The organism is Shewanella sp. NKUCC05_KAH (assembly GCF_019345585.1).
GTDB classification, from domain to species: domain Bacteria; phylum Pseudomonadota; class Gammaproteobacteria; order Enterobacterales; family Shewanellaceae; genus Shewanella; species Shewanella oncorhynchi.
Map to the genome: position 1 here is coordinate 38,139 of NZ_JAHKQZ010000008.1, position 11,912 is coordinate 50,050.

Consider the following 11,912-nt stretch of genomic DNA (forward strand, 5'->3'; position numbering starts at 1 on the left):
AATTAGTCAAGGCTGTAGTACACTGTGCTACAGCCTCACTTATTTTAACAGGAGTCACAATGGCAGTTATCGGTCGGATCCACTCGGTGGAATCCTTTGGCACAGTAGATGGTCCCGGCATACGGTTTATCACCTTTATGCAGGGCTGTTTAATGCGCTGCCAATATTGCCACAACCGTGACACTTGGGATCTTGATGGTGGAAAAGAAGTTCTGGTCGATGAGTTAATGAGTCAAATCATCAGCTATCGGCCTTTTCTCGATGCCAGCAATGGTGGTGTTACGGCCAGTGGTGGTGAAGCCATTTTACAGGCCGAATTTGTCGCCGAATTATTCACGGCTTGTCAGCAAGAAGGTATTCATACCTGTTTAGATACCAATGGTTTTGTACGTAAGTACACGCCAGTGATTGATGAGTTGCTCGACCACACTGACTTGGTCCTGCTCGACATCAAGCACATGGACGATGAAAAACATATTGAGTTAACTAAAGTCAGCAACCATAGAACATTACAGTTTGCGCAGTATTTGGCAGAGCGTAATCAAGCGACGTGGATACGTTATGTCGTAGTGGGCGGATTTACCGACGATGAAGCATCGGCATTACAACTGGCCGAGTTTATCAAGCCCATGAAAAACATTGAAAAGGTAGAGTTACTACCCTATCACGAATTAGGTAAACATAAGTGGGAAGCCATGGGCGAAAGCTATCAACTCGATGGGATATCCCCCCCGAGTCGAGAAACCATGGAAAAGATCAAAGCGGTATTTGTCCAGCAAGGGATTAACGCGATTTATTAATCCACAGTAACAAAAGAGCCAAAAGGGATAACCGCGGCAACGGCCTAAAGTTCTTCCCAATAACTGGCATCTAGACGCTCAAAGGCTATTTTTAAAATCAGTGCCATATCGAGGTAACAGGCCTTAGCGCCTAACGTGTGGCAATTGATACCCATGGATGACAACTTCGCACTCAACTGGTTAATCCAGTCGAACAGCGTTAACGGTAATGGATGGCGAGCTCGCCAGCCTAACCACAGCAGCCCCTGTAACGGTAAGCTGATGAAAAATAAACCGAGCGTGACAGCTTGGGGCAGAAATGCCCAACCGTGAATATACAGCTGGCTCATACTCACAAAAATCGCCAGCACTGGCATCACCAGTATGGCGAGCTGAGTTGCTCGGACGACCCGATACTCAGGAAAATAAAAACCCAGTTGTCTAACCATAGGCCAAGTCTTCATATACTGATGACCATCACCTAAGGTTTTGAGGATCTTAATGCTCAATCTTAGACACCAACTACAATGGAATACTGCTCTTACCATAGCACAATCTGGCGAATCGCCCCAAGACTGATATGGTAAAAACACCGCAGTTCCTCATTATTTTGAATCGTTATATTAAACACAATGGCAAAGGGTTTACACATGTCAAATAAACTGGTTTTAGTTCTCAATTGCGGTAGCTCTTCTCTCAAATTTGCCGTCATTGACGCGCAAACAGGTGACGACCAAATTTCTGGCTTAGCCGAATGTTTTGGTTTAGAAGACTCTCGCATTAAATGGAAAATCAACGGCGAAAAACATGAAGCAGCCTTAGGTGCATTTACGGCTCACCGTGAAGCAGTTGAATACATTGTTAATAAAATTCTTGCGGAACAACCTGAATTAGCAGCAAAAATTCAAGCCGTTGGCCATCGTATCGTTCACGGTGGTGAGAAATTCACTCGCTCAGTGATCATCGATGAGAGCGTGATCAAAGGCATCGAAGACTGTGCTTCATTAGCCCCACTGCACAATCCTGCTCACCTTATCGGCATCCGCGCGGCAATGGCCTCTTTCCCTAAATTGCCACAGGTTGCTGTATTTGATACCGCTTTCCACCAAAGCATGCCAGACAGAGCTTATGTCTACGCCCTGCCTTACAAGTTATACCGTGAACACGGTATTCGTCGTTATGGTATGCATGGCACGAGTCATTTATTCGTTAGCCGTGAAGCGGCAAAAATGCTCAACAAGCCCATCGAAGAAACGAATGTTATCTGTGCTCACTTAGGCAACGGCGCGTCAGTCACCGCCATCAAAGGCGGCAAAAGTGTCGACACTTCTATGGGCTTAACCCCATTAGAAGGTTTGGTCATGGGCACACGTTGTGGCGACATTGACCCTTCAATCATCTACCACTTAGTTCATCAACTGGGTTACACCTTAGAAGAAGTGAATAACCTGATGAACAAGCAAAGTGGTCTGCTGGGTATTTCCGAGCTGACCAACGATTGCCGTGGCATCGAAGAAGGTTACGCCGAGGGCCATAAAGGCGCGACCTTAGCCTTAGAAATCTTCTGCTACCGCTTAGCCAAGTACATCGCCTCTTACACTGTGCCACTGGGCCGTTTAGATGCAGTCGTCTTCACCGGTGGTATTGGTGAAAACTCAGATTTAATCCGTGAAAAAGTGCTCAACATGCTGGAAATATTCAATTTCCATGTCGATAGTGAGCGCAACAAAGCGGCGCGTTTCGGTAAGAAAGGTATCATCACCCAAGATAAAGGCACGATTGCCATGGTGATCCCAACGAACGAAGAATGGGTTATCGCCGAAGATTCCATTAAACTTATCAACAAATAAAAAGACCTAAGCCGTTTGCTCACCCAAACGGCTTTATACCTTACGTAGCCGTACTCACAAGCAAATTTGCAGAAACTATTCTGCCAAAAACCATCGAAACTAGAGGTTTTTATGTCTCGTAATATTATGTTAATCCCCATAGGTACCGGAGTCGGCCTGACCTCCTTAAGCCTTGGGATGGTGCGCGCACTGGAGCGCCACGGGGTTAAGGTTCAGTTCTTTAAGCCTATTTCTCAGCTTCGTCCAAACGATAATGGCCCAGAACGCTCAACCACTATTCTGAGCAAATCGCCAACAGTAAATCCCTTAGAGCCCTTCGACATGGCCCATGCCGAAGCCTTAATTCGCGCCGATCAAATCGACGTCTTAATGGAGCAAATCATTGCCCGTGCGGCCGATTGCGCTAGCAACACAGAGACCTTAATTGTCGAAGGTCTAGTGCCAACGCGTAATCATCCCTTCGCCGATGATGTGAACTATGCCATCGCTAAAGCTATGGATGCCGACGTGATTTTTATTGCCACACCAGGCAGTGATACGGCCACAGGGCTAATGAATCGCCTCGAAATCGCCTATAACTCTTGGGGCGGAAAAAAGAACAAACGCCTGATTGGTGCTGTGATCAACAAGATTGGTGCCCCCGTTGACGACGAAGGTCGCGCGCGCCCTGATCTATCTGAAGTCTTTGATCACCAAGATGTTCAACGCTCAGATGCGGCCAGCATGTTCCAACTGCCGGGTAAGAGCCCACTGCGTATCTTAGGCAGCGTGCCCTACAATCTTGATCTTGTCGCTCCTCGTGCTTCGGATTTAGCAAAACATTTAAGTGCACGCATTCTGAATGCTGGTGAAATGCATACCCGCCGCCTGCGTAAAGTAACCTTTTGTGCCCGCAGTATCCCGAACATGGTCACTCATATCAAGACTGACTCCTTGCTTGTAACCTCAGGCGACCGCTCAGATGTGATCGTATCAGCCTGTCTTGCGGCCATGAACGGCGTGAAAATTGGTGCCCTGTTATTAACTGGTAGCTACGAGCCAGAGCCGGAAATCCTTAAGCTGTGTGAACAGGCCTTTGAAACTGGTTTACCTGTGTTCTTGATCGACAGTAACACTTGGCAAACCTCGCTCAACATTCAACGTTTCGACCATGAAGTACCCGTCGATGACGCGGTTCGTATCGATCTGGTGCAGGATTATGTGGCCAGCCACATCGATCAAACGTGGATTGAAAGCGTGACTAAAAACTCACCCCGTGAGCATCGCCTGTCACCACCGGCTTTCCGTTACAAACTCACGGAATTGGCGCGTGCCGCCCACAAGACTGTGGTGCTGCCAGAAGGTGATGAGCCGCGTACCATTAAAGCGGCGGCCATTTGTGCCGAACGCGGTATTGCTCGCTGTGTACTTTTAGGCAAAAAAGATGAAATCCTGCGTATCGCCGCACAGCAAGATGTGGTGCTTGGCGAAGGCGTGATCATTATCGATCCAGAAGAGGTGCGCGACCGTTACGTAGAACCTATGTTGGAACTGCGTCGCAGCAAAGGCTTAACTGAAGTCGTTGCCCGTGAACAGTTAGAAGACAACATGGTGCTCGGCACTATGATGTTGGCGCAAAACGAAGTCGACGGTATCGTTTCTGGTGCGGTTAACACCACAGCCAATACCATTCGCCCACCACTGCAATTGATCAAAACGGCACCGGGCTCAAGCTTAGTTTCATCCATCTTCTTTATGCTGATGCCGGATCAAGTGCTTGTTTACGGTGATTGTGCGATTAACCCAGATCCTAATGCTGAGCAGTTAGCTGATATCGCCATCCAATCGGCAGAATCAGCAAAAGCCTTCGGTATCGAGCCAAGAGTGGCAATGATCAGCTACTCAACTGGCAACTCAGGTACAGGTTCAGATGTGGATAAAGTGCGTGAAGCAACCCGTATTGCCAAAGAAAAACGCCCAGATCTGATTATTGATGGTCCATTGCAATACGATGCGGCGGTTATGCCAAACGTTGCACGCTCTAAGGCACCTAATAGCCCTGTCGCTGGTCAAGCTACTGTTTTCGTGTTCCCAGACCTTAATACAGGCAACACGACTTACAAGGCCGTACAGCGAAGCGCCGATCTGATCAGTATTGGTCCTATGCTGCAAGGTATGCGCAAACCTGTGAACGACTTGTCTCGCGGCGCGTTAGTCGATGACATCGTCTACACTATCGCACTAACGGCAATTCAAGCCGCACAGAACGACGCAGCTAAAGGCTAACAGCATTAAATCTGCATAGCGTTACGCACAAAAAAGCACTGGTTATTACCGGTGCTTTTTTTATGCTCAAATTTAGCGTAAACCATACCGTTGATCGCAAGAATCGCTTAATGGATAAGTCGAAATTGCAAAAGATGAAGAAAAAACGAGAAATATCAAATTATGCAGTGTGAATAAGCTCGGCAAATTGCGAAAAATATCCACAAGTAGAAGTGGAACATAATGGAAAGCAGAAAAGCGTCACTTTTTAACCAGCAAATAAAGCAAGACAATATCAGTGACTTACAAAGTATCACTGAAGTCTTCAACATAGTTTTCCACAGTTTCTGTGGATAACCTTTTTATATGACTCCTAACTATATGCCACACACATGAGGTTTGAGTCAATGCTTTTCACAATAGACAGCGAATCACGACAAGACTTGTACATTACAGCTAAAATCGCGATACTCGGAACAAATTCCAATAACTAAAACTTATGCGAACTCTATTTTTTTTCTCCCTCCTGTTTCTCTTCGGTTGTGGCGAGCCCTCAACGCAAGAGCAGCGCCAGTTATCACCGGAAGAAGTGAGCTTAGGCTTTTTTCAAGCGATTTATGTTGATCGTAATGTTGAACAAGCCAAGCAATACGTCGACGATCCCATTAAACAAGTGCTCACCCATTACCACATTGCCGCAGCCGTACAGCGTAATATGCTCGGCCTATCTATGACCAATGTTGAAATGGAAATTGATGATATCGATATCGACTTCTTCCGCAAATTTACCAAAGACGTCATTGTTGTGGTCAAAATGAAAGGTCTTAAAGGTGGGCAACCATGGATTGATGACAGGACCATACGCCTACACAAAATTGGTAGCCAATGGATTATCGTCGAACTTCTGCCAGAAAAGCGCAAAGTTAACGGTTAACCCCCCTTTCTTGCCTTCACCGCGCATACCTTGTCATACAATCATCCTGATTACTTTCAGCCAAAAAAATAGCAACCCTAAGGTTGCTATTTTTTGTGCTTGTTCTGTTATTTCCGACTCATAAGTACCGTCAGTTTAATCGTTATCGATTAAGCCTGGATCACTTCTTCTTCGCTTTCAGCAGGTAAAGACGTTAGTACATCATCTTTCACTTGATAATAAGCATTTTCGTATTCATGAACTTCCATAACAACTCCTGCTTGATTGGGTAAGGTCGCAGAGGCTTGCCATTCTATGCTGACATTTTGCCTATGAGGAAAGGGATACATTCCGTGGGCGGGAGTATAACAAAGCAAAAGCCACAATTACAGAAAACTTTCAGTTTTGTATCGCCAAACATGGCATTTAAGGCTAGTTATCATTTAAATAGCTCACAATCAGTGATTCGGCATGAAAGACTTTCACTTTCTACGAGGGTGTTGAGGCCATGCTGACGCCATTTCATCATTCGCTTTATACACAAAAGCGATTAACAGAAATCGCTTACATAAAATGAATCTAGGGAATGCCATTAGATGTTCAGGGCAGGCTTTATGGTGAAATTTCGCCCTCAAACACTTAGACCAACATCAAGTCAGTAAAGTGATTGAAGCCTATGGGCGATCGCAGCTATCAGAGCGATTAAGCTACTGCTATCTGAGCGATTAAGCTACTGAATAATAAGTGCTGAGTAATAAGCGACAGTGTAGAAAGCTAAACACTCAACCTAAGCCGACAAAAAAGGCCAGTTAATACTGGCCAGTTAAGCTAAATCAGGCCTAGGCTTGAGCCGATAAGCGGTAGCGAAGCACCTTAAGTGACTTCTCTTCCGACACATCCATAAAGGCTAGCGGATTGGCTAAGCGCTCTATGTATTCGAGTGCAGGTGCTGCTTCCGCTACCTGTTGACGCAGGAAAGCGGTATCGAGTTCAGGTGCATTTAGACACAGTAATACTTCGCCATTCTCGGCAAGCAACTCAGGTAAACGCCTAATTAAACGCACATAATCCTTAGTCGCGACAAAACTGCCCTTTTGATTGCTCGGTGGATCGGCAACAACAATGTCGTAGGGACCGAGCTTTTTCAGTTTGCCCCAAGATTTAAAAATATCATGGCCTAAAAAACGGGCTCCCGCGCTAAAGCCATTCAGCAAATGGTTCTGCTTACCTATGCCTAATGCGCCTTTGCTCATGTCCATATTCACAACTTCATCGGCGCCCCCTTGTAATGCCGCGACCGAGAAACCACAGGTATAAGCGAACAAATTAAGCACCTTTTTATAACGGGCGTTTGCTCTAACCCACTCGCGACCATTAGCCATATCGAGGAAGAGTCCGTGGTTTTGTCCGCGCATTAGGTGCACCTGAAACCGTGCGCCATTTTCGCTAACGATATGCGGCTCAGGCACTTCACCTTGCAATAATTGGGTAAACGTCTCCCCCGCACTACGGTATTGGTAGACTAAATTCAATTGGCTATCTGGCCTAATAGCTTGCCAGCGCGCTGCAATCGCCTGTTGGCAGAGGGTTAAATCCGTATCCTCCAAGGGAGTAAAGCTGGTCAGCAATAGTACGGGTGCAAACCAATCTAAACATAGGTGCTCACAACCCACGTAATGCCCACCGCGGCCGTGGAATAACCGCACCGCATCATCACCTAACTCAATTGTCGCTAGCGCTTGTATAAAACTTTGCATCTTCTACTACTTACTCTCAGTTGCACTTGTATTGGCTTCATCGCCATTGGGAATTGAATTTTCCGTGTTACTGGCCAAGAACTTATCTTCAATATCGTCCGATAATAAAATGGCTAACCAATTACCACTCTTACTCGATTCGAGGGCAATTTTAACCACCATAGTCAATGGCACTGACAGCAACATGCCCACAGAACCTAATAACCAGCCCCAGAAAATTAATGATAAAAATACCACTAAGGTCGATAACCCCAGGCCGCGCCCCATAAATTTAGGCTCAATGATATTGCCCATCACCATGTTGGCACCCACGTACAAAAGTGCAGTCCCCCCCGCAGCCGCAGGGCCAAGCTGAATAAAGGCCAACAACACCGCTGGAATGGCGGCAATGATAGAACCAATATTGGGAATGTAATTAAACAGGAAAGCAATCACCGCCCATAACATGGCGTAATCCACGCCAATGAAGGTCAATCCCACACCGACGATGATCCCAGTAGCCAAACTCACTAAAGTCTTGATCACCATGTACTGATTCACAGATTGTAAAAAGCGGTCAATCTGCTTTAAGCGCATATCAGGATCGTCCAATGCCAGATGCAATTTCTTTGGCAGCGACTGAGCTTCAAACAGCATAAAGACGATAGTGAGGATGATCAGAAATAAATTCGCCATCACATTGCCGACACCCGATAGCATATTTGTGGTCATGGACAAGGCCATGCCAGGGTCAAAATAGGCTAATACCTGATCCTTCGAAATCTGAATATTTAATGCCTGTAATTTATGGATAATCCACGAAAACTGCTCCACCAGCTGATCGCGATATTGGGGCAATTGTTTAGAAAACTCATTGACAGAACTGCCGACGACCGAGGCTAACCATAGGCCCATCAAAACAATAAAACCCATCAAGAGGATCACTGCCAGCCATTTAGGCACACGGAACTTTGTCATCAAACCGATTGCAGGATTACAAATCACCGCAAGAAAACTGGACAGCACAAACGGCACCACAATCGGGCTCGCCGCCTTAATCCCTGCCAAAATAATCACTACAAAGGCCATAACCGCAAAGCCACGATAAGCAGCAGAGGGCGCATTAGGTCGAGTCATTTATTAAAAATCCTTCTTGATCTTAGATAAAATTGTTAGGCTAACCCTTGAAACCACTTAACCTCAGAAACTTTAGCTTAAGATAGCCATTTGTCATTATGAAACCAGAAACCGCGATTATACGCATTAAAAACTTAAGACTTCGTACTTTTATTGGCATTAAAGACGATGAAATCCAAAATCGCCAAGACGTGATCATTAATGTCGTGATCCATTATTGTGCCGAACGTGCCCGCAACAGTGACAATGTCGAGGATGCGCTCAATTACCGCACTATCACTAAAAAGATCATTGAACTGATTGAGAATAACCGTTTCTCATTACTCGAAAATCTCACCAGCCAAACGCTGGCCATCGCCAGTGAGCATCCTTGGGTTGAATTTGCCAGTGTCGAAATCGACAAACCCCATGCACTACGCTTTGCCGATTCAGTCTCAATGGAGTTATGTTATCAAAAATAATCTGGCTAAAAATACCCCGACTAAGTGATCGTTGCACACCGCATTTTGGTATATATCCGCAGAGCTTAACCAATTAAGAGAGGTTCCATGAATATACTGATCACCGGCGCAAGCGGCTTTATTGGCCGCCAATTAGTCGAACGACTGGCGCCATATCATCAACTGACGTTATTAACTCGCTCAGTGCAACAAACACAAAAAGTGCTCGGCAATCAGCACCATTACCTCGAGAGTCTCGATGCGCTAAGCAACTTAAATCACATTGATGCCATTGTAAATCTTGCGGGTGAACCCATAGTCGCTAAACGTTGGAGTAAAAACCAGAAGCAACGCATTTGTGATAGTCGCTGGGATATTACGGCAAGATTAACTCAGCTAATACAGCAGAGTAGCACTCCTCCTCAGATCATGGTGAGTGGTTCGGCAGTCGGTTATTACGGGCGGCACGATGATAAATTACTCGATGAGTCTAGTGGTGCCCATGTTGAGTTTAGCCATGACATCTGTCGAAAATGGGAGCAAGAGGCGCTAAATGCAACCTCAGAGTACACACGAGTCTGCATTATCCGTATTGGTATCGTGCTAGGTAAAGGTGGTGCCTTAGAGAAAATGTTACCGCCATTTAAACTCGGACTAGGTGGCCCAATTGGCCATGGACGCCAAGGTATGAGCTGGATCCATGTGCAGGATCTCATTTCCCTTATTGATTTTTTACTCACTCAACAACACTGTAAAGGCATATTTAATGCCACAGCACCCAATCCAGTGAGTAACGCCGTGTTTACCAAAGCGCTCGGAAAAGCACTTAATCGCCCAGCGTTAATCACGACCCCACCGCTTGCATTACGCTTAGCGATGGGCGAAATGTCGGAGCTGCTGACGGAAGGGCAATTTGTTTACCCCAAACGTGCCCTCGAAGCGGGTTTTCAGTTTCAATTCAGTGATCTCGATAACGCCTTAACAAACGTGTTAGCCAAATAGGCTAGCACGCTAGAGCCTAAACTCAGCTTTAATATGCTGATAAAATCAGTGGCTGATGCAGGCGGATCTTAGTACTCAAATCCGCTCAACAGCTAGGTATATTGTAACGTCAATCTTGCCATTATTTTAGCAACACTAGAAAAACAAGAATGTAACATCATGATTTATATTATGATTTAGCGACAATCCGTCCATTTTCTGCTAAACTCGCCTCCATTCGGTCATAGGAGGCACGCATTAACCGCCTCAGCCTTGACCACAGATAGACTCAGCAACACCTCATAAATAGACAGTTATTTATGCTCAGGAACAGGCTATTTAATCTGCTGTTCTTGGTCTGTATACCATAAAACGATACACACTCGCGCCTACTCGTCCTTTAAATTTTTTATCGGATTGACACTGATCTGTCCTCGACATCAAGCGCTTAACATCCAGCATTAGCAGGTACTTAATAACAAGATGGGTTACTTCTCATTGGACATTGTGCCCAATGAAACGCCCGCACTAAGACAGTTTGTAAGGAATTTTCATGCACATGACCTATATGATTGGCGAGCTAGAATCATTTTTAATTGCCATTTTCGTGCTGTTTATCGGCCACTCTATCAATCGCCATGTACGTGTCTTCAGGCAATATAATATCCCCGAACCCATAGTGGGTGGCCTTGTTGTCGCCGCGGGAGTCACATTTCTTCACTTTCAAAATATCAGTCTCGACTTCAGCCTATCACTGCAAAATACCTTAATGCTGATGTTTTTTAGCACCATTGGTCTCTCGGCAAACTACAAGCTATTGCTCAGCGGTGGTAAAAAAGTCTTCATCTTTTTAGGTGTGGCCTCAGTGTATATTGTGATTCAAAATGCCGTCGGCGTCAGTTTAGCCAGCCTATTGGGGCTCGATCCCATCATGGGACTTATCGCAGGATCAATTACCCTGTCGGGCGGCCATGGTACCGGCGTCGCTTGGTCACAAACCTTTGCTGAGCGCTACGGTATCAACACCTTAGAGTTTGCTATGGCCGCGGCAACCTTTGGTTTGATCATGGGTGGGATCATCGGTGGCCCCGTCGCGCAGCGATTAATCGGTAAATATAATCTCGTTTCTCGCTATGGGGTTGGCCGCAAGCATCACAGTGAACATCCGCATTTAGTCACTTATGATCACTTAGAAGAAGACCAAGTCACCGCCAAAACCATATTAGAAACTCTGTTTGTGCTGTTGTTGTGTGTTGCAGGATCAAAATTGCTCACGCTGTGGATCAGCCAATCGGGTATTGCATGGCTAAAGATGCCCGACTTTGTATATGCTCTTTTTCTTGGCGTGCTCATCGCTAATCTCACAGAACTCACCCGCGGTTACAAACCCCATACCGAAAGTATCGATGTGATAGGGACTGTCGCGCTGTCACTCTTCCTCTCAATGGCCTTAATGACTTTAAAGTTATGGGAAATTTTTGATTTAGCGATCCCGCTACTGGTGATTTTACTGGTACAAACCGCAGTATTGGCCATTTTTGCCTATTTCGTGACGTTCAAAGTCATGGGCAGTAATTACGATGCTGCGGTGATCACCGGTGGCCACTGCGGCTTTGGTATGGGTGCAACCCCAACAGCAGTAATGAATATGGGCGCGCTCGTCTCACGCACAGGGCCATCACCCCAAGCCTTTATGGTAGTACCTATCGTCGGAGCCTTCTTTATCGACATAGTTAACTTAATTGTCTTACAGGGCTATCTGAGCTTTATGAAGTAGTTGTTTATAACTCAATCACTTAAAAAATAGGGCGCCGACTTTGGCGCCCTATTTC

General features: G+C 45.8%; 10 protein-coding genes. 7 read left to right on the forward strand and 3 right to left on the reverse strand.

The features are described from left to right. Window positions 1–59 precede the first annotated feature (59 nt). Window positions 60–800, forward strand: coding sequence for a pyruvate formate lyase 1-activating protein (pflA, locus tag KO533_RS09095; RefSeq protein WP_105252135.1), 741 nt, complete (start codon window positions 60–62; stop codon window positions 798–800). Window positions 801–844: 44 nt separating this feature from the next. Here the strand turns inward: pflA and yfbV are convergent, their stop codons facing one another. Then, complete coding sequence (gene yfbV / locus KO533_RS09100; protein ID WP_081729091.1) at window positions 845–1,288, reverse strand: terminus macrodomain insulation protein YfbV; 444 nt, start codon at window positions 1,286–1,288, stop codon at window positions 845–847. A gap of 141 nt (window positions 1,289–1,429) precedes the next feature. On the opposite strand from yfbV, the gene ackA reads away from it, so the two are divergent. The 3 genes from ackA to KO533_RS09115 all read left to right on the forward strand — a co-directional run bounded on the left by ackA (window position 1,430) and on the right by KO533_RS09115 (window position 5,807). Next, window positions 1,430–2,629, forward strand: a complete 1,200-nt coding sequence (ackA, locus tag KO533_RS09105; protein ID WP_105252134.1) for an acetate kinase — start codon at window positions 1,430–1,432, stop codon at window positions 2,627–2,629. 111 nt (window positions 2,630–2,740) lie between these two features. Continuing rightward, on the forward strand, window positions 2,741–4,894 hold the full coding sequence (gene pta, locus KO533_RS09110) for a phosphate acetyltransferase (protein WP_219253778.1): 2,154 nt from the start codon (window positions 2,741–2,743) through the stop codon (window positions 4,892–4,894). A 478-nt stretch (window positions 4,895–5,372) separates the two neighbouring features. Continuing rightward, window positions 5,373–5,807, forward strand: coding sequence for a hypothetical protein (locus tag KO533_RS09115; protein WP_219253779.1), 435 nt, complete (start codon window positions 5,373–5,375; stop codon window positions 5,805–5,807). A gap of 818 nt (window positions 5,808–6,625) precedes the next feature. Here the strand turns inward: KO533_RS09115 and KO533_RS09120 are convergent. Together KO533_RS09120 and KO533_RS09125 are read right to left on the reverse strand one after the other, a co-directional pair. After that, the gene (locus tag KO533_RS09120; protein ID WP_219253781.1) at window positions 6,626–7,543 is read right to left on the reverse strand and encodes a class I SAM-dependent methyltransferase; all 918 of its coding nucleotides are present in this window, start codon (window positions 7,541–7,543) and stop codon (window positions 6,626–6,628) included. A gap of 6 nt (window positions 7,544–7,549) precedes the next feature. Then, the gene (locus KO533_RS09125; RefSeq protein ID WP_028760979.1) at window positions 7,550–8,659 is read right to left on the reverse strand and encodes an AI-2E family transporter; all 1,110 of its coding nucleotides are present in this window, start codon (window positions 8,657–8,659) and stop codon (window positions 7,550–7,552) included. Window positions 8,660–8,757: 98 nt separating this feature from the next. Here KO533_RS09125 and folX point away from each other — a divergent pair, with 98 nt between their 5' ends. From folX to gltS, 3 genes are all read left to right on the forward strand, one after another. Beyond that, the gene (gene folX / locus KO533_RS09130; protein ID WP_105252131.1) at window positions 8,758–9,120 is read left to right on the forward strand and encodes a dihydroneopterin triphosphate 2'-epimerase; all 363 of its coding nucleotides are present in this window, start codon (window positions 8,758–8,760) and stop codon (window positions 9,118–9,120) included. An 87-nt stretch (window positions 9,121–9,207) separates the two neighbouring features. Next, window positions 9,208–10,101 (forward strand): TIGR01777 family oxidoreductase, encoded by an 894-nt coding sequence (locus tag KO533_RS09135; protein WP_219253783.1) that lies wholly within the window; start codon window positions 9,208–9,210, stop codon window positions 10,099–10,101. 532 nt (window positions 10,102–10,633) lie between these two features. Next, complete coding sequence (gene gltS / locus KO533_RS09140; protein WP_219253785.1) at window positions 10,634–11,857, forward strand: sodium/glutamate symporter; 1,224 nt, start codon at window positions 10,634–10,636, stop codon at window positions 11,855–11,857. Window positions 11,858–11,912 lie beyond the last annotated feature (55 nt).

What these genes read in the sequence shown, in the direction of transcription:
- pta (WP_219253778.1), top strand. Translation starts at nt 2,741, where the DNA reads ATGTCTCGTAATATTATGTTAATCCCCATAGGTACCGGAGTCGGCCTG.
- pflA (WP_105252135.1), top strand. Translation starts at nt 60, where the DNA reads ATGGCAGTTATCGGTCGGATCCACTCGGTGGAATCCTTTGGCACAGTA.
- gltS (WP_219253785.1), top strand. Translation starts at nt 10,634, where the DNA reads ATGCACATGACCTATATGATTGGCGAGCTAGAATCATTTTTAATTGCC.
- folX (WP_105252131.1), top strand. Translation starts at nt 8,758, where the DNA reads ATGAAACCAGAAACCGCGATTATACGCATTAAAAACTTAAGACTTCGT.
- KO533_RS09115 (WP_219253779.1), top strand. Translation starts at nt 5,373, where the DNA reads ATGCGAACTCTATTTTTTTTCTCCCTCCTGTTTCTCTTCGGTTGTGGC.
- KO533_RS09125 (WP_028760979.1), bottom strand. Translation starts at nt 8,659, where the DNA reads ATGACTCGACCTAATGCGCCCTCTGCTGCTTATCGTGGCTTTGCGGTT.
- ackA (WP_105252134.1), top strand. Translation starts at nt 1,430, where the DNA reads ATGTCAAATAAACTGGTTTTAGTTCTCAATTGCGGTAGCTCTTCTCTC.
- KO533_RS09120 (WP_219253781.1), bottom strand. Translation starts at nt 7,543, where the DNA reads ATGCAAAGTTTTATACAAGCGCTAGCGACAATTGAGTTAGGTGATGAT.
- KO533_RS09135 (WP_219253783.1), top strand. Translation starts at nt 9,208, where the DNA reads ATGAATATACTGATCACCGGCGCAAGCGGCTTTATTGGCCGCCAATTA.